This window comes from Virgibacillus byunsanensis, from assembly GCF_042675965.1.
GTDB lineage: Bacteria > Bacillota > Bacilli > Bacillales > Amphibacillaceae > Virgibacillus_R > Virgibacillus_R byunsanensis.
In genome coordinates this window covers 1-25936 of sequence record NZ_JBHTKJ010000074.1, presented here as the reverse complement: position 1 = coordinate 25936, position 25936 = coordinate 1, and the positions used below count along the sequence as shown (strand labels likewise).

Here is a 25936-nt window from a genome sequence, read left to right as displayed (position 1 = left end):
AGTGAGTGAGAAAAAAGGTTTGTTCATCACGATGTTGACATGTTTTATAGTAATAACACACCAGTTAATTCAATCAAAGAATAGAAAAAAGGCAGAAGTAAGCTCATACAGAGCAACTTCTGCCTTTTAATTGCGAATTCAAGATCACAATTTAAATTATAGTTATCCATCTTTCTGTTCTTCAAATCAATCCATCCCATTTATCAACTCATATTGCCTAAGCCTTAATTCAAACAATGTAAGAGGATCACGATAAATTTCAGGTTTTTCACGCATAACATCCAGGAAATGTTTGTGTTTTTCAATATCCCCGTGTACTTCCTCACTTACACTTGTGAGTACATCAAGTGAGCTGGAGAAAAATTTACTTACATCCCACTCTATCGATCGCTCAAATAAATCTAATTGCTGTCTGAGTGGATTTGTTAATTCCAATATATTTTGGCTATAATCTTCATTTTCAATGTAGTTTTTATAAGACACATGGAGTTTTTCTTTGCTTTTTGATATGGAACCTAACAGCCTTCCTGCTCCTTTTAACAACAACTGAGAAGGATTATTACGCAGCATTATATTTGCTTTTTCAATGCGTACCATCCCCCTTGATATCCGTTCCAAATCTCTCTGCCAATCATCCAATATCTTAAAGTCACCATCCAATACAATCTTCTCTTCTCCATATTGCTGATTAAAACTTTCGCTCATTTCGTCAAAGTTTATTTGGCAATCTTTAAACTCTCTCTCGCAATCCTCTAGCCAACTCTGAATGGCATTCTTAAAATCATGTAGGGCTGTATTTTCCATATAATTAGCAATCTGCCTATTCATTTCATCATTAATCTCGATATGAAGTTTTCTAAAATCACTGTCTTCACGTACTATTTTAGAACAATCCTGAAGGAGTTTAGTTAGCTTATTCGTCATATTCTGAGTGAATTCAAGTTTCATTTGACTGAATGAAGCTTTCATGACGTTAGCTTCTTCCTGTTCCATATCCCTTAACTGATGATGTAGACCATTCAGCCTTGCAAGGAATTCTTCGTTCCAATTCATTTTTTCATTAATACCATGTTCCACTTCTACCCTTTTTTCAATCAGAAACTCAATCGAAGTTTTGTTAATACTTCGGATCTTAGAAGGACTTGCCACTTCTAAGTTATAATCCTCGATCATCGGCTTCATAAATTCAGATAAATCATCTAACAAGCCTTCCTTTTCCGCCCAAGCTTGAATAGATTCAAATAGATTCATTCCTTCTTGTATGCCGTTTGGATTAGCATTTGAATTTTCAAAAAGGTACGCTGCTTCATTAACCAAGGTTGCATCTAGATCGGATTGGAAAACCTCATCCCAAGCAAGTATTGCTGTTGAGGAAATTAACGTATCTGAAACGGATGATATTTTCAGCCAATTCTTTAAATGGTTTTGTATAAGCTCTGATATGTCCCTTATTAGAAAACTTCCACTAATTAACTCAAAGTAAGAAGTTTTAAATAAGTTCGGAAGCTTCTTCCACATATACGATTCTTCCACATTGTTATTCAATATAATCTGATTAATCTTTTCTAGCCACTGAATATAAAACTCACTAGGTTTATATCTGTTCCACAATACTTCAGTAAGGCTTTCAAATCGATACATATCAATAGCTAATAAAGTAGTTAACACTTCACTAAAGTAGCTAGGTTCATCGTTTAGGATATGACCTTGCTCCGCATACCCTTGTAAAACCTCAAACCACGAATACGACTTTGTTCGAATTGCTTCATTTACTGCTAGTTCAACCGCGTTTTCCCAATCCTTGTAGTTCTCAAAAAATGTCTGAGCGACCTTCGTCACATCGGAATAATCTGGAGCTATTTGAACGGCGTTTTTAATCGCATCAACCGCATTTTCATGTTTGCCTTGTTGAATGTATAGAGAAAACAGCTGTAATAAAACTTCCGCTTTTAATTCAACCGACTGTGTTTCCACTTCCTTGTAGAATTTTTCAGCTTCCTCCAATAACCCCATCTCCAAATGGGCATCTGCTATATTTTTTTGTGCCCATGGAATGAATGGATCTTCTAAAGGATTTCCCCATTTATAAATAGCTGCTTCATAATCCTTGTTTAAGAAATATACTTCTCCTTGTGCATAGCGAATAGAAGATATATCGGGCCACTGCTTCTCCATCTCCTCCATGTACATTTCACCCAATATGTTGATTGGATGCTTTTTTTCGTGCTTATCCATTATCGTTTGATAATAGGATTTATTAATCAGTTCATTCACAGTTGTCACGATAATCCCCCATTTATTCATTAAATTTTCACTCATGGTTCTAATACCAATTTATATGAATTATTATTCATGTCCTACACCAATATCATGAAAAAAGTTCTTCTCATAAAAATAGGACTACTATAAAACTTCCCACGTTACAATATTCGAAATAACTTTCTAGTTTTTAACCATTTACCATAAATAGTAGACTAATATGATAAAATTAAATCTAGTATTCAAAAACTGGACGGTGCTAGCATTGGAAAAAGTGAAGTTGAAAGAGATAGATTTATATAAACCAATTAACAAGTACTTTAAGCGTAAAGGGTATGAAGTCTACGGATACGTGTCATTTATTACGGAGATCTGCTCTCTTTTTATCAGAAATAAACTGATTACTCATAAAATAAATAATACTGTATCCTCTAGCAGTTCCTACAATTTTTTTACATCAGACTTTACTTTACTCTTCCAGTCCTTTTTGGCACTAATGGCAAAAGCCCATCTTTCTTTTGAAGCCTCTCTACCTATCCCACTATACCAAGAGAGGGAAATATCGTCTGAAACAGGGTAGGTTTCTGTAACAACCTTACTATTCCCCCACCAGTTGGGCCTGTTTGGACAATAAGAATCGGACAAATTTCTTTTTCTGCAATCTTCCTACAGAAGTTTTCAAATTCTCTTGGCTTCTACTAGTCAGGGATTCTAAGTAATAATCAAACATATCCTTACTTAAATCAACTTTGGTAATGCTTTTTGAATCTGAAAATTGCTCAGGATATAGATTCCTATAAGAATCATATGGTGTTTTCATGGTAAACCTCCTCCTACTTATTAAAACTATAGTTCTTTTAAACTCGTATATCGAAATAATAATTTATTGAATTCTAGTTTCATAGAAAGAAATCCATTTCGATTTCGAACCAAAAATTATATTGTAGTTGCTGAATATCCAACTTATATTCCATTATTTTCATTTAATTTATAGTTTTTTTCCTTATAGATTCAGAAGCACCATATACTTTTCTACTTTCAAACGCTTTGTATCTTATCCTTTTTAATCCAACGATCACTTCTAAAACGCTGCCACAGTACTAAAGCACGAAATAGATTATCTAGCCCAATTGCTATCCAAACTCCTGCAATGCCCCATCCTAATGAAATTCCTAATAGATAAACAAAGACCGTACGAATACCCCAAATTCCAATAGTGGTAATATACATTGGGAACTTTGTATTACTAGCACCGTTAAACACTCCAGTCAAAATCAAAACTACAGCCAAAATAGGTTGGATAAAAGCGTCAATTTGCAATGCTATTTGAATCTCATCTAATACCGACGCATTACTGGTAAAGAATCCACCAATCCAACGTCCAAAGAAAAACAGAATTAATCCAACAATAGTCATTAATCCCACACCAAGCATCGTTGAAAGTTTGGCGTACTCCCTTGCATCATTATAGGAATTTGCACCAAGATTTTGTCCAACCAGTATTGTAGCTGCTGTCGCAAAGCCTGCTGCTATCATGTAGGAAAATGTTTCGATACTTCCGGCTATTTGGTGTGCAGCAAAGGTATTTGTACCAAGTACTACAATAAAGCCAAAGTAAAGAACTTGCCCAACCCTCATAACTAGTCGTTCAATTCCTACAGGTGTTCCAAGTGTGATTAAATCCCAAATGTATTTGCGGTCTAATTTCCAATAGTCTTTTATAAAGCCCAGATCCTTTGACCGTGATATATTAATCCATAAAAGGATACTACCTACTGTTCTAGCAATTACGGTTGCAAGTGCTGCTCCTGCTATACCAAGTGCAGGAATGAGTGCAAATCCGAAAATAAGTACATAATCCAACACTATATTTAATAGATTAATACCAATTGTTATTTTCATGGGAGTTTTTGTATCGCCAATTCCTCTTATAATACTACTTAAAACAAACATTAAAGAAATAAGTACAGAGGGTATGGCCACGATTCTGAAATAAAGTGTTCCTTGTTCGAGAACATTGTCTTCAATCCCCATAAGGTGTAACAAAGGAGTAGCAAAAAAGAATGTTATGGCACCGAAGATAACTCCTAATACAATTGCCATTACGATTGCTTGCTGACCAATATGTTTTGCCTTCTCACTATCACCTGCTCCTATATATTTAGCAACCAAAACATTAACTGCTACTCCAAGTGACATAAAAATAGCAATGTACACAGCTAAGACAGCATTCGTAACCCCTACAGCGGAAACTGCATCTAAACTAATCTTTGCAACAAACAACGTGTCTACAAAGCCAAGAATCGTTTGAAAAAAGTTCTCAATTACTGCTGGCATAGCCAGCAGTAGAATAATTTTTATTTTTCCCCTTGTATCTACTAGTTCTCCAAGAGCAACATCTTTAGAGTTAGAAAACATTTACTATCCCTTCTATCTTATAAATTGGTCAATTGATTTATTTAGATCTTCCAAAACCTTTTCTTCGTCGCCATGTTTAACTGCATCTACGACACAACCCTGTAAATGATCCTTTAAAATTAACTTTCCGCAACTGTCAACCGCCGAGCGAATTGCTGCAAGTTGAATTAGTAATTCTCCACAATCACGCCCTTCTACTGACATTTGTTTTACAGATCGAACATGACCTTCAATACGTGCTAATCGGTTTTCAATGCTTTTACGGTGTTTATGATTATCAACCATATCAAATCCCTCCTACGGTAATTATAACCCCCCCCAGGGGATAGGTAAAGAAATATAAACTGTCTGCGTAACAATAGCTATAAATTATTAGACCAATTGTTGCTGCAGTAGCTCCTACAATAATAGAAGTTATCACATAACTAGAAAAACTCCTGCCAAAGACATAAGTATACCTCTATATCATTAACAGGAGTCATTAGCCCTATATTGTCGGTTATGGTGAACTCCATCACCTAATCGTTACTATAGACAAGCATTATCAATTATATATGTATTGTTTTTCGTGTTTATATTGTTTAATCTGCGACATCATACTGTAGAAATAGTACCTTTAACCATCAATAAAGTGTCATCAACACTTACCTTCTCTAAAACGCTCAAAATATGCCGAATTTCCCGTTTTGAGACTGTTTTAGCCATTCTAAAATAAATGTTGGTTTTTTCGGGTATCTTGTAATTTCTTCTTTTTTTTAATATCTAAGATGATAGTAAAAACTATTTCCATGATACGAAATTAAGCAAAAAAAATGAAATAAATGAACGATTAGTAATCTTTAATAACCATTTTAAACATTAGTAATGTTTATTATCATTATAATAGATATAAATGGTACTAACTATTTTATTCATTACTAAAAGGCACTAATAGTTATAATGAAGATTAACATTTTGCAATCATTAAAATAGCCAGCTTATGTTAAGCTGAAAATATATAATCTGTATTGTGAATTTTTTCTTAATAAAATAGTCGCAGTTTAGAAATCTTAATACATTTGAACTAACGGTTGATTTTTTTACAGTAGTCTGTTCTAGGTCTTTACAAACGGCAATAAAAAAGATGAACGTTCCTGAACAACATCAACTGGAGCATTTAATATCCCGTTTTGCAATGTAATAATAATATCCTTATTCACTTCATTATCTTGTAACTTTGCAAATGCAAACACTAAATCGGACACTTTCATTTGAGATATTGGAAAAAGATTTGGGATCGGGTCTTCATCGAAAATAAGCGTTGAGTTTGAATTGTCATTTGTAAAAATTGCTCGTTGATGCGTTGTAAGCAGTAATTCTTTTTTAGAAGATTTTACTTTTTCCAATTCTTGTAGAAAATTAGTTACATCCTCGTTTTCATTGGAAATCTGTCTTAAAAATTTATTTACCGTCTTATAGGCTCCAATATTATATAGGTGTTCAATCTTTCCTGAAAATGATTTCTTGGAGTAAAGGCAATTCTGGAACTTTTTTATGCTTTATCTTTTTAGCGTTTAAACGCTGAGAAACTTCATCTTTTAGTTTATGAGTTGGTAATGCAATACTGAAGTTGTTTTTTTGTGCAAGATTGACAATTGCTTCTGTCTTGCTTTGCTTATGTTTACTAACGATTCCATTAAGTAAATCTCAACTCCTTGATTAGTTTTTAATTAATAGTGTAAAAACTGATAGGTTATAATAATTTGCTGTTTGAATTCTGTAGTGCCACCACATTAAAGGCAAACATATAGTTGTAAAACATAATGAATAGTAGAACATCATTACAATCATTGCGACCTTATGACAAAAAAATCGATTATTTTCCGCAAATGTGTTCACCCCCATATATTGTTATTAGTTTAACGTAGATACTAAAATATCTCCGCTATTATGGGTACATTCAAGTATTAATAAAGATCAATCAATTAAAATAAAATACAAAGAGGCTGGGACATAACTAGCCAAAAATAACTTAAAAATGGTTCCAATCATCGGTTTTTGATGATTGGAACCATTTTTCGTTGGGTTACTTTCATGATCTATTGGTTGATTTATCTTCATGGCGGTATACTTCCTCAAGTTTACCGCCATGAATGCAAATCCTAATTCATTTTCTACTTTCTCTTCGCCCCTTACAGACATGCGAGTGAAGCACAAATTAGCCTTCAAAAATCCGAAGACTGGCTCCACATCGATTTTACGATTGACGTAGATTTCACCAGTTTTCTCATCCGAAAGCAGCTGCCTAATATATTCTTTTTGGTGTTCCCATTTTTCGTATAGTAAATTTTTCGATTATTTCCTTCCTTCGCCTTGGTACATTGAGAACGCAATGGACAACCTGAACAGTCTTCACACTCGTAAACTTTAAACGTTCGTGTCAGTCCGTATTTGTCTGTTCGATTGGACACGTAGCTGAACATCAATTGTTTTCCATTTGGACAGGTAAACGTATCGTCTTCCTCGTTATATTCCCAATTGGCTGTATGGAAAGCGTTATTCTTGTGTTTCTTTTTCTTCTCTTTTCGATATTGGTTATATGTAACCAGTGGGGTACGTTTTCGATTCTCCATGACATCTTCGTAGTTTTGTTCACTTCCGTACCCTGCGTCAGCGACAATATGCTTCGGCAGCTTAAAGAAATTATCCTCTATGTTATCGAGAAATGGAATAAAGGTGCGTGTATCTGTCGAGTTCGGAAATACATCATAAGCGAGCACATATTGTCCTTCCGTCGCAGCCTGGACATTATAACCTGCTTTCAATTGACCGTTCTTCATATAGTCATCTTTCATTCGCATAAACGTGGCATCATGATCTGTTTTCGAATAACTGTTCCGTTCTCCGAAGATTTCCATGTCGTTTCGATATTTTTGTTTGCGCACTACAAAATCCTTAAATTGTTTGCGGTATTGTTTCGGTGCTTTGCGCTTCGATCGAAGTTGTTTCCGCTCGTTGCCGTCCTCACTCGCTTCTATTTTACTGTTGTGGTTCTTTACCACGTCGTCCAGTTGTCCCACTACTTTTGTGAGTTCATCCGTAGAAAGTTCGTCCAAACTTTCGCGTTCAATGCCTGGAATAATTTCTTGTTCCAGTAATTCATCATACATTTGGTTGGACCTCTCCACTAACTGAGCACTATATCTTTCAGTGGCTTTGCGCCAGACAAACGTAAATTTATTGGCATTCGCTTCTATTTTCGTACCATCAATAATAATTGCTTCTTCCTCAATCAGTTTTTCTTGGACAAGTTGACAGCGAAATTGCACGAAACATTGACGTAGTAGCTTTTAGACCTCTGGATGCACACGAAAACGATTGATGGTACGATAACTTGGTTCATATCCTTAAGCTAATCACATCATACGCACACTGTCTTTAAGTAACCCTTCGATTTTTCTTCCAGAAAAAACCGACTGCGTGTAGGCACACAGGATTATTTTCATAATCATTTTGGGTGGTAGGCTGGACATCCGGTGTCACGGGAAAAGGTAGCGAAAGCTTCATCTGGAACCTGTGTTACAACATCATTTACCGCATAGGCAATATCATCTTTGTCCAATTTTATTTCTAAATATAGCGACAAAACAACTTGATTTATGTTATAATTTTTAAACATAAGAATCCCTCCGATAGTTATTGTGTAGTGACTTTATTCTATCAAAAGGGGTTCTTTTTGTTTTGTAAAAATAAACGATTATATAAAAAAGCGTGGTACGTCACCTACACGGGTGAGTGCCACGCTTTTTTTATTTACTGAGTTTTATCCCAGCCTCCTCTTACGATAATAATATTTTGTAGTTTGTGTGTATAAAGTAGATACCGGTGGCCGGGTTCGAACCGGCACTCCAAGGGAACACGATTTTGAGTCGTCGCTTAACCTCGATAAGCACCCGGTAGGCATAACGTTAATATTTACGGACGTTCAGACGGAAAAACGGTAACATGACCACTTCCCTTTATTATCGCCATTGTAAACGATAACCTACGATTGTACAGCCTTATCTCGCAACTAACCGCGCAATTACCCGTTAAACCGTTTCAAATTCGCTTGTATTAGAGTTAGACTTAAAAGTGGACATGCGACAGTGAGAATATACTATAATAGTTATAAATGAAATGGAGCGTGTCCTAAATGGTAGACGATATGATCAATAGTTTAAACAGTATATTGCAAAAATGGTGGTAGAAGAAGGTAAGAAAAAAAGTTCAGAAGTAGCCAGAGAAATGTACCTTATAAGACGATGGTGCGATGGGTGCGGACTATCGCAAGAAGCAAAAAACACAGGCAGATCAACTGGATTATGTCACCCCGAGTAACGCAAGATCTAGAGCCACTAAACATAACTCTTTAATCATTTTTTTATCCATGTTCCAACCAATGATTCTGCATGAATATAAATACATAACAGTGGCTAGATACAACCAGTCCTCTGTGGTCCAAATGTAAGTGATATCTGTAACCCATACAAGATCAGGCCTGGTCGGAGTGAAACTTCCGGTTTAAACAGGTTGGGATAAATAGGTTCGAAGTGTTTGGATTCAGCCGTAACGACAAAACGACTGATGGGCGCATCCATCTCACTCGCTACTTCTGCCATGTTCTTTTCTTTTTCTACAACTAATTTAACTATATATTGTTAAAATTCATGATCATATTGTCTTGGCATTTTACACACTCCATTCAACTTATTCTATAATATAAGTTCTCTCTATTGCGTGTCCAAGACTAGCACTAATACCTTTCACGATCTCATGGTATGATTTCAAGAAATGTTTCCATGATTATTACCTCCTCTCCCAAAAGGAAAAGAAGAGCAACAATCAACCACTCTCACAGTATTTAGATTCTTTTAATCTATCATTCTTCGGCAAAATATTACATGTTTAAGGAAGTCACACCAGGCACTTAAACACCCTACGTATCACTACGAACCGACCTGCTTTAATTTCCCTCCTAACTTAAGAAGCATATCTTCCGTCATTTCTTTCAAATCGTATGCTATCTTAAAACCCCACTCTTCTTTGGCAACTGTTGCGTCTATTGAATCTGGCCAACTTTCCGCAATTGCTTGCTTTACAGGATCGACATTGTACTCCATTTTAAATTTAGGAATATGTTGTCGAATCTCAGAGGCAATTTCATTAGGTTCAAAACTCATTGCTGTTACGTTAAATGAATTTCGGTGAACAAGTTTTGTTGCATCTGCTTCCATCAAATTTATAATTGCATCTAGTGCATCCGGCATATACATCATATCCATATAGGTTCCTTGTGCAATATAGGAGGAAAACTTAGCATTTTCAATCGCTTCATAGTAAATTTCAACTGCATAATCTGTCGTCCCCCCTCCAGGAAGTGCAACTGATGAAATCAGACCTGGAAAACGAAGCCCTCTTGTATCAAGGCCATATTTGTGAAAGTAATAATCACAAAGTAGCTCACCAGATACTTTATTAACACCATACATAGTAGTTGGTCTTTGAATTGTATCTTGTGGTGTATTATTTTTCGGTGTAGTTGGTCCAAATACCCCTATGGAACTTGGTGTGAAAAATTTGCATTCTAATTCTTTTGCAACTTCTAATGCATTCAGAAGTCCACCCATATTTAAGTCCCAAGCAAGAATAGGTTTTGTTTCAGCAGTTGCTGATAATAACGCTGCAAGGTGGATTATTGTATCAACTCTATATTTCCTAGCAACTTCAAAATACGCTTTTTTATCGGTTACATCTAAAATTTCAAAAGTCCCACCGAGTACGACGGCATCATCCCTTTTTCTAATATCGGTAGCTATAACATTGTCTGCACCATAAATTCCTCTCATTTTCATAACCAATTCTGTTCCAATTTGACCCAAAGCACCGGTAATTAAGACCCTTTCCATTATTATCCTCCTACTTGTATCTTAAAATCACATTATATAATTGAAGTTTTTGTTCTACTTGTTATCCCGTTATCATTATCTACAAAATGATTACTAAAAATGTTCCAATTTGATATATGTGGAAATCCGTATTTATTCAGTTCTGCTGAGAATTGCGAAATGATTGGTGGTTTTAATTTCAATGAATGTAGCTTTTTAGAGTTTTAAGAAAATATCATTTCATTTGGACTCCCCTCAATAACAACTCTCCCAGCATTGATTACTACTACTCTACTAGCATATTGGGAAACAATTTCCATATCATGTATTATCATAACAATCGTTGCTTCTGTCTTCTCTATTAGATTTTTCATTAATTTTAATAGAGATTGCAGACTTTGTTCATCCTGACCATGGTTGGTTCATCTAATAAAATAAGCTTGGGATTCGAAACTAACTTAGTTGCTACAGCTAATCTTTGCCGCTCGTCCCTGCTTAAAGAAAATGGATGTTCTTTTCTTTTATTTTCTAGTCCCACTGTTTGGAGTTTTATAAACAGAAATTATGACCTGCTTAACAAGATTGATTCATATTTGCTTGCTATATACGTAATAAAATAAGCTATAGCCCAATACATTAAAGCCGCTACTATAAATGCTTCAATGTAATAAGAATTCGAAGCAGCCATAAGTCTGGTCTTTGCGAATATATCGACAACCGTAATCATATATCCCAATGAAATCGCCTTCATTATAATCAAGAAAGCACTTCCGAATTCAGGAATCGCCTCCACAAGTGCCTGTGGAAAAATAACTCTCCGAAAGGCCTGAAAAGAATTGTATCCCATAGAGCGGGCCGCCTCAACTTGTCCGTAACTTACGGAAAGAAATGAACCCCTTATCGTTTCTGATTGAAAAGACGACAACGTCAGTGTTACCGCAACGATGAGAATCACGACGGGCGATATACCGTATGGGTTAAAATCAATACCTAACAAAGATGCGAAAAAGTCAACAATCATAGGTAATGAGTAATACATGATTAAGATGAACACTATCAATGGCGTACCTCTCAGAAACAATTTAAACAACCAAACAATTTGTGATATCACGGGAACCTTATATTCCTGAATTAATGCCATGATGGTCCCCACAAATACGGACAAAATAAATATAGTCACAGCTAACGCAAACGTCTGTGGGACTACGGTCAACACACCCAAAAAATCCTCTATCAATATTTCAAGATTAAGCATTTATATCCCCCCAGCCTTAAGACCAGTGTCCAACTTATATTTTCTATTTTTCTTTTCAAACAAACGAACCATCCAATCAGTCATAAATGTAATAAGACAATATAGTAAAGCGACGATGATATAAATTTGTACCTGATTAACCCCATAAGATGAAGCTGAGATTAAATCAGCGCGGCCCATTAAATCAATTACACCAAGAGCAAAAACAAGGGAAGTATCGTGAGTTAAATGAACTAAGGCATTCCCCCATCCGGGCAATGCAACTGGTATTACTTGTGGAAGTATGATTCTGAAAAACTTTTTTACAGGAGGATAACCAAAACTATCCGCCGCCTCGTGCTGCCCCTTCTCAACAGAAATGTAGGCTGCACGAAAAACTTCAGTAAGATAGCCGCCATGATACATAGTTAGCGCAAAAGTAGCTGCAACAGACGCCCCCAAGTTGTTAATATCAATACCAAACTGAGCAGCAATAGGCGGCAGAGCATAATAAACAATAAACAACTGAATGATGATAGGGACACTTCTCGCAAATGAAGAAAATGTACCAACCAGTTGTTTGAGAACAGGAATTTTTTTAATTTTAAACATTGTTAACAGTGCGCCTAGTAATAATCCGAACACGGCTGATACCACTAAAATAATCAAATTGATGTAAGCTACCTCTAATAGTTGAATGATGGTGTGTAGTGTGTTTGGTGTATCCATACCAACCAAACCTCTCCTTTACTAAGAAATTTAAACCTCTCATTAAAAGCAACCCCCATTAAAAGGAAGAAGTAAGCCTTTTTAATGGGGGGGGGTAAAGGCCATTAATGCAATTCTATTACTAACTTTTACTCTGCATATTGAAAAATATCTTCACCATAATATTCATTAGAGATTTCAGAAAGTGTTCCCTCATCTCTCAATTCTTTCAATGCGTTGTTAATGTCTTCAGCTAATTGTTCATTTTCTTCTGAGTTATGAATCAGCATAACGGTTTCACCTGTTTTAATAGGATCTGTTTCTCGAATATTTAAATCCAGTTCTTCAATTACCTCATTTTGCCCCAAATTGGAGGGAAGAATTAGAGCATCAAACTGACCGCCTTCTACTGACTGTAGTCGTTCTGAGTAGGGTATGTCACCACTTGATGAAGTAACTTCAAGATTATATTCCGGATTTTCCTCTTGCCATTCCATAATAACATTGTGAGTGCCTCCACCTGCTGTCGTGGGAACCATATTCTTTCCCACCAAGTCTTTCATTTCCTCTATATCACTGTCTTCTCTAACATATATTTTGATCAGGCTCATGCCAGTGGGCTCGGAAGGAATTAAAAATTGTTCCTCACGTTCTGGCGTTTTATAGTATCCACCAACAGCAACATCATATTTTCCAGTTTTCAGCCCTGTCTCTTGAGCACTATCAGATACAGCCAGAATATTAAAATTGTAGTCTTCTAGTTTTTCATCAATCGCCCTTAATACATCCGGTTCATAGCCTAGGATTTCACCATCTGGTGTTTGCCAACTTAGATTTTTAGAAGTTGGCGGAACTGTAACTTCTACCGTCCTTACTTCAGAATCGTCTGTATCACCCGAAGTAGTTTCACTGCCACATGCAGCTAATAAAAAAATTACTCCGAAAAGTAAAACCAATGCAGTCATTTTTTTGACCATCATAATCAACTCCCTAGTTTATTATTAATAAATCATATTGACTTTTCAAAGTTCTCTGTATCCTCATAGAAACTTTTTAAAAACTGTCTTGTTCTCTTATGGGTAGAGTTCTCAAAGATTTGTAAAGGTGATCCCTCTTCAACAACCTTCCCCTGATCCATAAATACAACTTTATTTGATATTTTTTTTGCAAAATCCATTTCATGTGTAACGAGAAGAATGGTCATTCCCGATTTTGCTACATCTTCGATAACATTTAAAACCTCCCCCACTAATTCCGGGTCGAGTGAAGATGTTGGTTCATCAAATAAAATTACTTCTGGTTCTACAGCTAACGCACGTGCAATACCGACTCGTTGCAGTTGTCCACCGGATAATTTAGAAGGGTATTCATTTTCCTTGTCCAATAATCCCACTCTTCTTATTTCTTCAATACTTTTTTCATAAGCTTCTTTTTTAGATTTCTTCTGAACTACCATTTGGGCATCCATCACATTTTGTATGACTGTCTTAGTTTTAAAAATATTGAAGTGCTGAAATACCATTGCTGTTTTTCGTCGAAGTTTAAGTATGTCCTTTTTCTTTATTGTTTTATAGTTAAAGTGAAGGTCTGCTATATCTATCTCACCTTCATCAGGCTTCACCAAATAATTGATGCATTTTAATATGGTTGTCTTCCCTGTTCCACTCGGTCCTATAAATGTTACGACATCACCTTTATCAATTGATAAATCGACCCCCTTCAAAACCTCATTATCTCCAAATGATAATCTCAAATTGTGAATATTTAACATCAAAGTCCTCCCTTGTCAAACTAATTGACAATTGTAATGAGTCGATCATACTGTTTCTACCTGATTACTGTTATACACCATTTATAGATTATAAATCTTCTTATTCAAAAAAATTAACTTATGATATCCCCCCCTTATCCACGATACATACATTTTTTGCTGTAACAGCAATTGATAATAGCTTGATCTAAATCAGAGATAATATCGTTTACATCTTCCAACCCAACAGATAATCGAATTAAACCTTTTGTAATTCCAAAATCAGCAAGCTCAACTTCAGGAATTGAAGAATGAGTCATTTATACTGGATTAATGTTTCTGAGTCACCTAGACTAAAAGAAATCATCGCAATTTTTATGCAATAAATTAAATTTTCCCTGCTTTAACACCTCCATTAACTTCAAAGGACACAATACTCCCTTCCCTCCATGGTCCTCTAAACTCCCCCCCTCAATAAGTTGATGTTTTGAAAATTAATTAATTTTTTCAGTCAAGCTACCTAAACTAGAAATTTCTTCAAAAGTCATTCCCTCAAAATTTACTCCATCCTTCCTATAATTTTTATTTAAAAATAATGATGCAGTGTTAATAATTGAATCTGTAAAAGGTGTTTCAATTCCCGCTTTTTTTCCTATTTCGGAAATAGGAACAAGTCCAAAAGGAATATCTTCTGTAAAATACCTATGATCAAAAGTGGTAGGAGCTGCAGCATCCGGAAATAAACCAGGTAACGCATCATATAAATTGGAATAATTGGTTCTGTAGAAATTATTTAAGATAGTTAATATATTTTCTGTTTTTATCTGAAATAAATCTGCTATTGTCCGACGCTCATTATCAAGATTTTCAATATATCTTACAGCGAGGGGGGAGGCGCCGATAGCATAAAATTGAAATTCTTCAGAAGCGTCAATCCTACTAGCATTAAATAATGATATTGGTGTGTGAACAACAACATTTGTATTATTTAATGATGTTTCAAAAATGTTTTTTGCTTGTACCAGTTGTGGAAAATCATCTAAAAAAGATGTTGAGATAGAGAGACTCGTTGATGTAGGTAGCGTACTTATAAGCACGTTATTTTTAATTCTATTAATGTAAACCGAACCATTATTATCGGCTTTACTAATAAACGGCATAGCACTAGTTTCTGCGATCGTAATATTTTTATTTTCTATTTCATGACCTAGTATTTCATGACATTCGACTGCCCCCCAGTATCCTGGGAAAAATACAATTGTCTGATTTTTCTCCAAAAACGGTTTAATTTGATTTATGATTGGTTTATGCCCAGAGGAGGTGGTTGCGATAATAATAATCTCGGAATCTGCAATTACTTCACTTAGCGATGAATACGCTTTCAATTTTATGTTAGCAGAATACACTCCCTTTAGTTTTAAACCCTCCTCTGAGATTCTTTTTGCCTTATATGAATCGCGTGTATATAACTTTACTTTCTTTTCATTTAGTGAAAGGTAGCTAGCTATGGCCTGACCTGTGTTACCTCCACCTATTACCGCGTACCTCATAAAAATTCTCTCCTTAATACGTTTTATTTCCTTAACTGAACCTTACCTTGCTTATTTGGTAACTGAACTTTCATATTTTTCGACAGCTTTTACAGCCTGGTTCATTGAACCAATAATGTGGTTTACTATTTTGGATTCTGCGTTTACTTTATCTTTATTAATGATGTATTCAAGAATAATCTCATGTTCATCTGATGCTTTTTTTGTATCAATAATGTGTTTATGGGCCAAGCGTCTATATCGGTTAATATGATCATTTAGCTGGAATAAAATTTTTACAGCAGTTTTGTTACCACTTATGTTATAAATAAAATTATGAAACTGGGCACCAAAGTTATCAATGTCTTCATGGTTTCGCAGTCGCGAAGTCAACTTAACCATTTTGGCAAGGTAAGATAAGTACTTAACATCTTCTTCGGTAATATTATCAATTGCATCCACAATCACAATTCCTTCCAATTTACTGCGCATAATAAATAATTCTTTTAACTCTTTAATTGATATAGGAGCAACTTTAATTCTTCCATTAGAATTTCGAACAACTAATCCCTCTAGTTCGAGTCGTAGTAATGCCTCTCTTAGAGGTGTTCTACTTATCTCTAATTCTTTTGCTAACTCATCTTCTACAATAGGTTGACCTGGATCAAAAATGCATTTTATAATCCTTTCCTTTAACTGTTCATAAGCAATATCTTTAGATGAAATTCTACTTATATATTTTTTTTTATCAAAATTCATCACCACCTTTTAGTATAATATAATAATTGTATACAATTATTATAACTCGTATTTGTCAGATTGCAATGAATATTTATATAATTCTTTATATTTAATTAAATAGGATATCCTATTTCTCAGCTTTGTCTAAATTAGCAAATGTACAATATAAATAATAAGAGTATGTACAACTGCAAGAATGATAGAATAGAGCAGGTTCCATTTCAATATAATCTGATATACATTTACATTAATAATATCGGATGTAACAACATTTGTTGGTGTTATAGGGGAAACGGTTCCTGCTATTGCCCAAGAACTAAGCAGGATCATCGCTAATGTTATGTCATCAATTCCAATAAGTGATGGAGATACACTTGCTAGTATTGAACTTATAATAACAATCTGGTGAATCCCTAAAAATGATAGAATGGCGACAAGACTGATTGTAAATGAAATAAGCAGTAATATTGACACGCCAGCAACCTGAATCCATATGATATTTAAATAATCTGAGAAAATTGTAGTTGAAAGGACAACCCCAAAAAAGCCAGCACTTAGGAACAAGGAAATTTCATTTGCCTGTTTTGGCATGATGCTGTCACGAAAATCCTGTGTCTTATGCATAAACCTTTTAAATTTTTTTAAGTACATACTCCAGACAATAGAGAAAATTACAGATGCAAGAATAATCAATATACTCACATTCACATCAATATATGGTTCGAAATAAAATATGACTCCAATTAAAAGCAGGAGAATAAAAAACAATTCATACAATTTTTTTAATCCGTTTTCTGATCTTAACCCCGAATATTCAATAGATATGGAACGAGCTTCTTTTAATGAAAATAAAGTATTTGCTGTAAGGAATTGAAAAAAGCTCAGCAATAATCCATATGGCAAGAATTTAGCCATTGGGATTTCCAAATAATATACAACTAAAAATACGGAGGCAAAATATGGTGCCCATGTATTAATTGAGGAGAATCCCCGAACATAGACCCTGCCTAAAAATTCAGGTGGGAGTCTCAATTTCTGAACCATCGAATTAATAATATGAATAGATCCTAAATTTGTTATTGGTCCTAAAATATAAAAAAGACTAGTTAAAAATAAAAATAAAAATTTCAGGTTCCCATTAAATTTCGCAGTTAACTCTGCAATATCATTATCATATTTACCGAGATTAATAGGGACAGATAAAATTGGAACAATGATAATTAAACAAACCAAAGGCAGATTTTTTATAATACTCTCCATCCAAATATCCAGTCCGGCACTCTGAATCAATAAAATAAGACATCCTGTACTCAGCATAATTATACTAAAAATCCTGGGCATATTCCTACTGTACCTCAGGCTGATGAACGTAGTAAATACAGTTAGAATGACAATACCGACAGTAAAAATTTGAAAAGTATAGAATTGTTCTACAATATACAAGACAATAAGCAATAATATAATTCGATTACTCCATTTTTTCAAAATTAACAAATACCCCTTTACAAAATGGAGCTTCGTAAAATTACGAATCTCCAAGCGGCACCTAATTTATACCAAAGTGTGGGCGCCGGTATAAACTGATCTTCTGGCAGCATACAGGCTTCTTTCTGGTGTCTGCTGATCAATAACACAGCCCGGACCTAATATTAATCCTTTCCCATCTACAGAATCAATAGATTCTTTCACATGATTACCGATTTCTACTACAGTGCCATCAATTAACAGACTATCTCTGATTTTTTTATTGTTCCCATCAAAGTATGGGGCTTCTCTTACTCCTCCAAGCAGACATTTGTCTGTTCGTTTACGTGCCTCAGCCAAGGAAGGAGAAATCCAACGATCATGCCAATTCAGGCAATTAACCGGATAATTTGCTACTAAGTCAAACATAATTTTATCCCCGTGAATATGTGCTATATTAAAAAATGTTTCCTTATTGTAGCTTTCGATAACCTTTAAGTCGTAAGGCACTCCAAATATTTTATATTCCTCTTCCGTTAACAGTTCTTCTGAGGCGCATTGAGTTGCAAAAAAGAATCCATCAACACCTGCATTAACATTGGCTTTCACAAAGTTAATCGTCGTTTCAGTGATCACTTCAAGTGCCTGCTTAACAATTGCTGGATTTTCCTTCATATCCAAAAGCAGGCGGTCCCCAGCTAACTTTCGGGCAACTGTTAATGGACTGAATATGGTCTGAACAAATGGTGTCTCCCCCCCAACTTTCCTGCTTACATGTTCAGCCAGTTGAAGCTGCTTTCCATAGGTACCATAGATCGCTGGTAGAACCTTCAGTTTTCCCCAGTCTTCTATTGATTCAATACCTGGCTTCTTCACGATTGGTGGTTGATTGGATTTGCTATAGTACTGTACTTGTGCCCCCCAATCTTCTACACAGTATAAACCAAAAGGCATTAATTTAATAAAATCAAAATCATATTTTCTGGTTTGTTCTATTTGGGATTCCGCAAGGCTTTTTGGATTGATATCATTCTCGGATAGATGCATCCACAAACTGATTGGTACCCGGTCAACTTCCTCAAAGTTCAACGCTGCTTTAATACGTTCATACTTATTCATCACACATATCTCCCTTTTTTTAGTTAGAAGTTACAAGACATCAGTGTGCCCTTCTTAAACGAAGTTCATATTTGTTAATAAGCGCTGTCAAGGTTACATTTAGTAGCCAATAGATAAGGCAGCAACAAGTGCTTCCAGATACCTAAAGGTCATTGCTTCCATTATTTATTTTGGCTTACACAAAATTATTGGCCACTGTGATTTAAAATGCTTATGAAGGCGTTTTAATAATTACCATATAAGGCTATCCTTTTTGTGTACCGATTTATAATTTAAACAAACGTCTGATATAACACTTCACCTTCCTGAGGTTTTTCCAGATAATTATTGGGCCTTTGTAACGTTTTTTTCCTGTCCAATGAATGTTACGAAATCGCCTTTATTAACATTTATATCGATCCCTTTTACAACCTCAGTATATCCGAATGCTTGAAGTGACAGCATCGCCCCCTCATAATTCAGATAAATTAAAATCATCACACTGATTAAAATATTCAGTTTAATTTCGGTAAAAAAATTAAATTATATATTTTAATTTTTAACAGGAACGGCACTTGACTTTAATGCCTGCTCAAGGTCCACGATAATATCATCTGCATCTTCTAGCCCAACAGATAGTCTGATCAAACCTTTTGCTATTCCGAAATTCGCAAGTTCTTCTTCCGGTATCGATGAGTGAGTCATCGATGCCGGATGCTGCACCAACGTCTCTGGATCGCCTAGGCTAAATGAGATCATAGCCATATTCAGTGCACTGATAAAATCTTTTCCTACCTGGACCCCTCCTTTAACTTCAAATGCGACAATTCCTCCATTTTCCTTCATCTGCCGAACTGCCAGCTCATGCTGAGGATGTGATTCCAAACCTGGATAAAATACTTTGTCAACAAATGGATTTTTCTCTAAAAATCTTGCGACCTTCTGAGCATTGCTGCAATGTTGTTCCATTCGTACCCCCAATGTCTTTATCCCTCTTAAGATCAAAAATGACTCCCAAGCATTAAGATTTTGTCCGAGGTCACCCATCACATCTTTGCGCATATAATCTATGTCTGTTTTCTTCCCACAAATAACCCCTGCAATAACATCGCCATGTCCATTTAAATATTTCGTAGCACTATGAATCACAATGTCTGCACCTAACCCAAGCGGTTTCTGTAAATATGGTGTCATAAATGTATTATCTACAATCAGTTTAAGATCATAGCGTTTTGTAATACTAGCAACTGCCTTGATATCAATCAATGTAAGACTTGGATTTGAGGGTGTTTCAATATACACTGCACGGGTTTTCCTGTTAATAGCGCTTTCAATACAAGCAGCATCAGTACAATCCACGTAATCATATTCAATTCCATATCTTGTGGCTATAGTTGATAAAAACTTATGTGTTCCTCCGTATACATCCTTTGTAACTACAACATGATCTCCTGAAGCAAGGTTCGCCATCAATGCTATGCTGATAGCTGCCATTCCACTGCTGACGCCTAAAGCGTCTTCAGCATTTTCAAGACTTGCTACCTTTTTCTCAAGTGTCCTTGTAGTGGGATTGCCATATCTTCCATAATATCTTCCTTCCTTTTCTCCGGATACAACGGCAACCGCCGCTTCTGCATTATCAAAGGAATATGCAACTGCTGGTATGATTGGCTGTGAAACAGCACCTGACTTTTCATCTGGATTTTGCTCATTATGAACTGCCTGTGTATTAAAATTCCAATTTGTAACCATAATTAATTAAACCCCTCCCAAGAAATGTTTTGCTGTTTTATATAAAATCATTCGTGATTAGTGAATGTGAACTATAATTTCTGTATCACCATATGGAATCTGCTTTATTTTTTTCATAGATACCTATAGCTGTAACGGCTGATTTCAAACTATTTTCAATGTGTTTCTTCATTGCAAGTTCTGCACCTTTTGCATCTCTCTTCGCTATACAATCGACTATTTCCAAATGCTCTTCACCTTCTTCCATAATCCGATTCAAACTTTGTTTCGGGACCAAACGACGGTATCTATGGATATGGTCATTCAGCTGTGATAGGAAATTGCTTACAACTCTGTTACCGCTTAATTGATAAAGGTACAAGTGGAATTCACCTCCATGATGCAGAATTTCTTCGATATTGCCTTTTTGGGTTGTTTTTCTAATTGACTCTGCTATTTCGTACAAGTTTTTAATATCCTCATCCGATGCTCTTTCAGTTGCTTCAAAGACAGCAATTTCTTCAAGTTTAGATCTGACTTTGAATATTTCTTTTACCTCTTGGACAGAAATTGGTGCTATTTTAAGTCTGCCATTGGATTGGCGAACTACCATTTTCTCGAATTCAAGCCTTTCAAACGCCCCCCGTAGTGGTGTACGACTAATTTTTAATTTTGAAGATATCTCTTCTTCTCTTACAGGAAGGTTTGGCGGTAATTTCCCTTCAATGATTCCTTGTTTTATTTCATTATAGGCATAGTCTTTTGCAGTAAGCCCTCTTAATCCTGCTCGGTTGGTCTGATTTGTCATTGTAATACCTCGCTTATATTTTGTTAAAAATGTATACAATAAATGTACGCAATAAATGTATACAATAAATGTATATATTTACAATACGCCATGCTTTTAAAGATGTCAAGTTATTTTTAAAATAATTTATATTCTAATTTATCAGTTAATTTTAAGTTTTAATAAAACGATTATACCTACTTTGATTTGATCTTATAAAGCTTTATCAATGCACGTGTCCCATTATCCCCTTCCCCCATACCTTCCAATTCTTTAAACAATCTTAAGCATAGTTCAAGTCCGGGGGCAGCTACATTTAACTCCTGTGCGGATTCCAATGCAATTGTCAGATCTTTAATTAGATGTTTCACATAAAACCCTGGTGTAAAATCACCCTCAATCATTTTATATGCTAAATTTCCCATTACCCAGCTATTAGATGTTCCTACAGACATAGTATCGATTACACTTTTTGGATCCATACCGGATTTTTCAGCAAGAATAATTGCTTCACATACACCCATCATGTTATTTGCCATAGCCATTTGATTACACATTTTTGTAAATTGTCCCGACCCAGCCTTGCCTTTATAAATTATATTTTTGCCCATAGCCTCTAATATCGGCAATGACTGTTTGTATGCTTCTTCAGTTCCTCCTGTCATAATTGAAAGCGTACCTTGTTTCGCACCATTTTCACCTCCTGAAACCGGTGCATCAAGAGTAAGTAATTTTTTAGAATGTGCTGCCTGAAATATACGTTTCGCCAAAGATGGTTTTGATGTCGTCATATCTATCAATAAAGTACCCTGCTTTGCATTTTCCAAAATACCAGAGTCACTGAAGTAAACCTCCTCTACATCTTTCGGTGAGCCAACCATTGAAATGATTACATCTGATGTACTAACAAGCTCTTGGATTGAATTCTTCCAAATTGCTCCCAGATTGAGTAAATTTTCAGCTTTTTCTTTAGTCCTTGTGTAGACAATTACACTGTAACCAATCTTCAGCAGGTTTTTCGCCATCGCATTCCCCATAACTCCTGTGCCAATAAAGCCTATGATCTTGTTTTTTTCTTTTACTATTTTTATCAATCCTTTCATTTTTGTAAGAGAGTACTAAAATCATACTCGACACTTGGGAAGAAGTCCAATTGCTCATTCTTCAGCTATATATTAAAAAAACTGTCAAATATCCCTATACTTTTGGGACAGCCACCAATTTTATTTTCCAAATTTTTAAAAGGTTTAAAAATAGGTCCAGTCCCCAAAGCCATCAAGTTAACAAGATGAAAAGTAGAGAATTCCATTTTAGTTAGTTTTTTTTAAAAATGAGTATCTTGTTGAACTGTTTATTTATTAAAAAAGCGTATATCAAATAAAGCCGAATCGATATAATTATTACCGGAAATCGGAAAAGCTGCTGAATAAAACCTTAGGCGAATTTAAGAAATATACCAATGTCTTAATGAATAACACGTAGATACCAAAGAAAAAAAGGACAAAGCCTAGAATAAGAGGACATGAAGACGGCTCTTTAATGAGATCACTGTAAGTTTTGTGCCTTCTACTTACTTTAATTTCACACGTCTACTTGGCAAGCTTTAGCTTTCTATGGAAAAACAACACAGCCTTGCATTTTAGACATGAAAAATATATGGTGCCAGTCCCCCATTACAGCTTTAAAGCGAGCAATGGTCACACAACCACCAACAAAAGGTTCGATTCACCATTCAGATCGAGGCAGCCAATATGCCTCTAATGATTATCTAATTTTTTCAAGTGATCTTGAAGCGTTGATTCATTAATATTAGAACCTTTAACTAGAGAAGCAACACCAAAACCATTAACTCTCATTAAATGTTGAAGTTTATCTCCTATCATTATTCTTGATTTCGTTTTATTCATAAACTTTCACCCTTTCAAAGTCTGTATGCAGTCCGGCAGAATAATTAAGGCAGGAAAAAGTATCCAAGTACCAAAAAAGCGGGGATACTAAAAACAATATCTTTCCTAGCAAAGTAATGCCTCTATTAATTTCACGACCTTTATAATCATTTCTTTCTAAAATATATTTTCGAAGAATGCAAAATGAAAAATATCCCCCTATCATTAAAAACATAGGAAAATATATGCTTAGAACAGTATTGTCAGTTATTTCAAAAAAGACAAAATTGGAAATAAGAAAAAAATTAACTTGCCAACAAATACGGTGATGATAAACTCTTTGGAAAACCCTCTCCTAAATCCTCCGATTTTATAGGATGTACTTCTGATAAGAATATATTGAATACCAAGCCACCAATAAATAATGTGGAAACTGACAAAATAATAATCTGTTATTGGTTTTCCATAGTGACACCACATTAAAGGGAAACATATAGTTGTAAAGCATAATGAGTAATAAAACATTACTTCAATCATAACCAACTTATGCCAAAAAAATCAATTATTTTCCGCAAGTTTGCTCACCCCCGCATATTGTTATAAGTTTAACGTAGATGTTAAGATGTTTCCGCTTTTATGGGCATATTAAGTTGTCATTAGAAGCCAATCAGTTAAAATGGAACAACAAAAAAAGACAGGCAATAACCTGTCTTTTCTCTTACGATAATAATATTTTGTAGTTTGTGTGTATAAAGTAGATACCGGTGGCCGGGGTCGAACCGGCACTCCAGAAGGAACACGATTTTGAGTCGTGCGCGTCTGCCAATTCCGCCACACCGGCATATGGAGGCGGTAACCGGATTTGAACCGGTGATAAAGGTTTTGCAGACCTCTGCCTTACCACTTGGCTATACCGCCATAATAATTTTGGAGCGGAAGACGGGATTCGAACCCGCGACCCCCACCTTGGCAAGGTGATGTTCTACCACTGAACTACTTCCGCGATAATGGCTGGGCTACCAGGATTCGAACCTGGGGTACACGGGATCAAAACCCGATGCCTTACCGCTTGGCTATAGCCCAATTCATATTAACATTATGGGGCGACCGGTGGGGATTGAACCCACGTATGCCGGAGCCACAATCCGGTGCGTTAACCACTTCGCCACGACCGCCATATAGAAAATGGCAGGGGTAGTAGGAATCGAACCCACATCAAAGGTTTTGGAGACCTTCGTTTTACCATTAAACTATACCCCTACTTAAAATAAAAAATATATGGTGGAGGGGGGCAGATTCGAACTGCCGAACCCGAAGGAGCGGATTTACAGTCCGCCGCGTTTAGCCACTTCGCTACCCCTCCATATGATTGGAGTTACTTTGATTTTGAAAAATGGTGGCTCGGGACGGAATCGAACCGCCGACACACGGATTTTCAGTCCGTTGCTCTACCGACTGAGCTACCGAGCCATACTAAAATATTTATGAAATGTTGTTTTTAAAGTGGCGGTCCGGACGGGACTCGAACCCGCGACCTCCTGCGTGACAGGCAGGCATTCTAACCAACTGAACTACCGGACCAACTATAAGAAGATTTAATTGAATTAAATTGGTTGCGGGGGCAAGATTTGAACTTGCGACCTTCGGGTTATGAGCCCGACGAGCTACCAGACTGCTCCACCCCGCGATATGAAATAATATTAAATTAATGGTGGAGGATGCAGGGCTCGAACCTGCGACATCTTGCTTGTAAGGCAAGTGCTCTCCCAGCTGAGCTAATCCTCCATAAGTGGTGACCCGTACGGGATTCGAACCCGTGTTACCGCCGTGAAAGGGCGGTGTCTTAACCACTTGACCAACGGGCCAATATAATATATCAAAAGTGGCGGAGAGCGAGGGATTCGAACCCTCGAGGCCGCGTTAGCGGCCTACACGATTTCCAATCGTGCTCCTTCGGCCACTCGGACAGCTCTCCATGGCTCCACAGGTAGGATTCGAACCTACGACCGATCGGTTAACAGCCGATAGCTCTACCACTGAGCTACTGTGGAATAATCCAAATGAATATTACTTCGGAGGAGCTTCATTCCTCGTATGACCCGCACACAAAGGTGCTTATGATCAAGCTATTAATAGAATGAAATTTGCCTGGCGGCGTCCTACTCTTGCAGGGGCAATGCCCCAACTACCATCGGCGCTGGAAAGCTTAACTTCTGTGTTCGGTATGGGAACAGGTGTGTCCTCTCCGCTATAACTACCAGACATAATATAAAAGTGACAGCAAGATTTTTTTGTGACAACCAATATTATAATTGATTTTCAAAAAAAATCAAGCATAAATTTAAATTATGTATAGGGTTGTACCCTAAAAACTAAATAAGAGCTTTACATTCAAGTCATCCAAATACAAATAGGTACATAAAAT

General features: G+C 36.0%; 22 protein-coding genes, 14 tRNA genes, 1 rRNA gene, 3 pseudogenes and 1 riboswitch. Of the genes and pseudogenes, 1 reads left to right on the top strand and 39 read right to left on the bottom strand.

The window, feature by feature from the left end; genetic code table 11:
* Positions 1-186 precede the first annotated feature (186 nt).
* The 24 genes and pseudogenes from ACFQ3N_RS19745 to ACFQ3N_RS19630 all read right to left on the bottom strand — a co-directional run bounded on the left by ACFQ3N_RS19745 (position 187) and on the right by ACFQ3N_RS19630 (position 22728).
* Positions 187-2319 (bottom strand): tetratricopeptide repeat protein, encoded by a 2133-nt coding sequence (locus tag ACFQ3N_RS19745; protein ID WP_390364832.1) that lies wholly within the window; start codon positions 2317-2319, stop codon positions 187-189.
* Positions 2320-2857: 538 nt separating this feature from the next.
* Positions 2858-3079, bottom strand: a complete 222-nt coding sequence (locus ACFQ3N_RS19740; RefSeq protein WP_390364830.1) for a hypothetical protein — start codon at positions 3077-3079, stop codon at positions 2858-2860.
* A gap of 218 nt (positions 3080-3297) precedes the next feature.
* Positions 3298-4677, bottom strand: coding sequence for an MATE family efflux transporter (locus ACFQ3N_RS19735; protein ID WP_390364828.1), 1380 nt, complete (start codon positions 4675-4677; stop codon positions 3298-3300).
* A gap of 12 nt (positions 4678-4689) precedes the next feature.
* On the bottom strand, positions 4690-4962 hold the full coding sequence (locus ACFQ3N_RS19730) for a metal-sensing transcriptional repressor (protein ID WP_390364826.1): 273 nt from the start codon (positions 4960-4962) through the stop codon (positions 4690-4692).
* A 180-nt stretch (positions 4963-5142) separates the two neighbouring features.
* Positions 5143-5205: riboswitch (Fluoride riboswitch) on the bottom strand.
* A 566-nt stretch (positions 5206-5771) separates the two neighbouring features.
* Entirely contained in the window at positions 5772-6062 is a 291-nt protein-coding gene (locus tag ACFQ3N_RS19725) for a hypothetical protein (protein WP_390364824.1), read from the bottom strand.
* Positions 6063-6633: 571 nt separating this feature from the next.
* Complete coding sequence (locus ACFQ3N_RS19720) at positions 6634-6777, bottom strand: hypothetical protein (protein ID WP_390364933.1); 144 nt, start codon at positions 6775-6777, stop codon at positions 6634-6636.
* A pseudogene (locus ACFQ3N_RS19715) lies at positions 6775-8335 on the bottom strand (IS1182 family transposase); the annotation flags it as partial. The pseudogene ACFQ3N_RS19715 and the gene ACFQ3N_RS19720, both read right to left, overlap by 3 nt.
* A gap of 683 nt (positions 8336-9018) precedes the next feature.
* A pseudogene (locus ACFQ3N_RS19710) lies at positions 9019-9189 on the bottom strand (DDE-type integrase/transposase/recombinase); the annotation flags it as partial.
* A gap of 455 nt (positions 9190-9644) precedes the next feature.
* Positions 9645-10604 (bottom strand): L-threonine 3-dehydrogenase, encoded by a 960-nt coding sequence (locus ACFQ3N_RS19705; RefSeq protein WP_390364822.1) that lies wholly within the window; start codon positions 10602-10604, stop codon positions 9645-9647.
* A 203-nt stretch (positions 10605-10807) separates the two neighbouring features.
* A complete protein-coding gene (locus ACFQ3N_RS19700) occupies positions 10808-10957 on the bottom strand; it encodes a hypothetical protein (protein WP_390364820.1) in 150 nt (49 codons plus the stop codon).
* 5 nt (positions 10958-10962) lie between these two features.
* Complete coding sequence (locus ACFQ3N_RS19695) at positions 10963-11121, bottom strand: ATP-binding cassette domain-containing protein (RefSeq protein WP_390364818.1); 159 nt, start codon at positions 11119-11121, stop codon at positions 10963-10965.
* Positions 11122-11145: 24 nt separating this feature from the next.
* Positions 11146-11838 carry an amino acid ABC transporter permease gene (locus tag ACFQ3N_RS19690; RefSeq protein ID WP_390364816.1) on the bottom strand — a complete coding sequence of 231 codons (693 nt, stop codon included), beginning with the start codon at positions 11836-11838 and terminating at the stop codon, positions 11146-11148.
* Positions 11839-12546, bottom strand: a complete 708-nt coding sequence (locus tag ACFQ3N_RS19685) for an amino acid ABC transporter permease (protein WP_390364814.1) — start codon at positions 12544-12546, stop codon at positions 11839-11841.
* A gap of 128 nt (positions 12547-12674) precedes the next feature.
* Positions 12675-13502 carry a transporter substrate-binding domain-containing protein gene (locus ACFQ3N_RS19680; protein WP_390364812.1) on the bottom strand — a complete coding sequence of 276 codons (828 nt, stop codon included), beginning with the start codon at positions 13500-13502 and terminating at the stop codon, positions 12675-12677.
* Positions 13503-13534: 32 nt separating this feature from the next.
* Positions 13535-14296, bottom strand: coding sequence for an amino acid ABC transporter ATP-binding protein (locus ACFQ3N_RS19675; RefSeq protein ID WP_390364810.1), 762 nt, complete (start codon positions 14294-14296; stop codon positions 13535-13537).
* Between the two features lie 134 nt (positions 14297-14430).
* Positions 14431-14595, bottom strand: a pseudogene (locus ACFQ3N_RS19670) (PLP-dependent transferase); the annotation flags it as partial.
* A gap of 174 nt (positions 14596-14769) precedes the next feature.
* A complete protein-coding gene (locus ACFQ3N_RS19665) occupies positions 14770-15825 on the bottom strand; it encodes an NAD/NADP-dependent octopine/nopaline dehydrogenase family protein (RefSeq protein WP_390364808.1) in 1056 nt (351 codons plus the stop codon).
* Between the two features lie 51 nt (positions 15826-15876).
* Positions 15877-16563 (bottom strand): GntR family transcriptional regulator, encoded by a 687-nt coding sequence (locus tag ACFQ3N_RS19660; RefSeq protein ID WP_390364806.1) that lies wholly within the window; start codon positions 16561-16563, stop codon positions 15877-15879.
* A 126-nt stretch (positions 16564-16689) separates the two neighbouring features.
* On the bottom strand, positions 16690-17835 hold the full coding sequence (locus ACFQ3N_RS19655; RefSeq protein ID WP_390364804.1) for a hypothetical protein: 1146 nt from the start codon (positions 17833-17835) through the stop codon (positions 16690-16692).
* 261 nt (positions 17836-18096) lie between these two features.
* Positions 18097-19128: a uroporphyrinogen decarboxylase family protein gene (locus ACFQ3N_RS19650; protein WP_390364801.1), complete on the bottom strand. Its 1032-nt coding sequence runs from the start codon at positions 19126-19128 to the stop codon at positions 18097-18099.
* Positions 19129-19452: 324 nt separating this feature from the next.
* Positions 19453-19605, bottom strand: coding sequence for a hypothetical protein (locus tag ACFQ3N_RS19645; RefSeq protein WP_390364799.1), 153 nt, complete (start codon positions 19603-19605; stop codon positions 19453-19455).
* A gap of 54 nt (positions 19606-19659) precedes the next feature.
* Positions 19660-20859 carry a trans-sulfuration enzyme family protein gene (locus ACFQ3N_RS19640; RefSeq protein ID WP_390364797.1) on the bottom strand — a complete coding sequence of 400 codons (1200 nt, stop codon included), beginning with the start codon at positions 20857-20859 and terminating at the stop codon, positions 19660-19662.
* Positions 20860-20944: 85 nt separating this feature from the next.
* On the bottom strand, positions 20945-21646 hold the full coding sequence (locus ACFQ3N_RS19635; protein ID WP_390364795.1) for a GntR family transcriptional regulator: 702 nt from the start codon (positions 21644-21646) through the stop codon (positions 20945-20947).
* Positions 21647-21822: 176 nt separating this feature from the next.
* Positions 21823-22728 (bottom strand): NAD(P)-dependent oxidoreductase, encoded by a 906-nt coding sequence (locus ACFQ3N_RS19630; protein ID WP_390364793.1) that lies wholly within the window; start codon positions 22726-22728, stop codon positions 21823-21825.
* A 542-nt stretch (positions 22729-23270) separates the two neighbouring features.
* On the opposite strand from ACFQ3N_RS19630, the gene ACFQ3N_RS19625 reads away from it, so the two are divergent.
* Entirely contained in the window at positions 23271-23432 is a 162-nt protein-coding gene (locus tag ACFQ3N_RS19625; protein WP_390364932.1) for a hypothetical protein, read from the top strand.
* A gap of 838 nt (positions 23433-24270) precedes the next feature.
* On the opposite strand, the gene ACFQ3N_RS19620 is transcribed toward ACFQ3N_RS19625, so the two are convergent.
* From ACFQ3N_RS19620 to rrf, 15 genes are all read right to left on the bottom strand, one after another.
* Positions 24271-24352 (bottom strand) — tRNA-Leu (locus ACFQ3N_RS19620).
* 3 nt (positions 24353-24355) lie between these two features.
* Positions 24356-24429 (bottom strand) — tRNA-Cys (locus ACFQ3N_RS19615).
* 10 nt (positions 24430-24439) lie between these two features.
* Positions 24440-24514 (bottom strand) — tRNA-Gly (locus tag ACFQ3N_RS19610).
* 5 nt (positions 24515-24519) lie between these two features.
* Positions 24520-24594, bottom strand: a tRNA-Gln gene (locus ACFQ3N_RS19605).
* A 16-nt stretch (positions 24595-24610) separates the two neighbouring features.
* A tRNA-His gene (locus ACFQ3N_RS19600) sits at positions 24611-24686 on the bottom strand.
* 11 nt (positions 24687-24697) lie between these two features.
* Positions 24698-24771: transfer RNA gene (locus ACFQ3N_RS19595), tRNA-Trp, on the bottom strand.
* A 19-nt stretch (positions 24772-24790) separates the two neighbouring features.
* Positions 24791-24874: transfer RNA gene (locus ACFQ3N_RS19590), tRNA-Tyr, on the bottom strand.
* Between the two features lie 31 nt (positions 24875-24905).
* Positions 24906-24981: transfer RNA gene (locus ACFQ3N_RS19585), tRNA-Phe, on the bottom strand.
* Positions 24982-25015: 34 nt separating this feature from the next.
* Positions 25016-25092 (bottom strand) — tRNA-Asp (locus ACFQ3N_RS19580).
* A gap of 29 nt (positions 25093-25121) precedes the next feature.
* Positions 25122-25198, bottom strand: a tRNA-Met gene (locus tag ACFQ3N_RS19575).
* Positions 25199-25220: 22 nt separating this feature from the next.
* Positions 25221-25296, bottom strand: a tRNA-Val gene (locus ACFQ3N_RS19570).
* Between the two features lie 5 nt (positions 25297-25301).
* Positions 25302-25376, bottom strand: a tRNA-Glu gene (locus tag ACFQ3N_RS19565).
* An 18-nt stretch (positions 25377-25394) separates the two neighbouring features.
* Positions 25395-25486: transfer RNA gene (locus ACFQ3N_RS19560), tRNA-Ser, on the bottom strand.
* Between the two features lies 1 nt (position 25487).
* A tRNA-Asn gene (locus ACFQ3N_RS19555) sits at positions 25488-25562 on the bottom strand.
* A 95-nt stretch (positions 25563-25657) separates the two neighbouring features.
* Positions 25658-25773: ribosomal RNA gene (gene rrf, locus ACFQ3N_RS19550) — 5S ribosomal RNA — on the bottom strand.
* Positions 25774-25936: the final 163 nt, after the last annotated feature.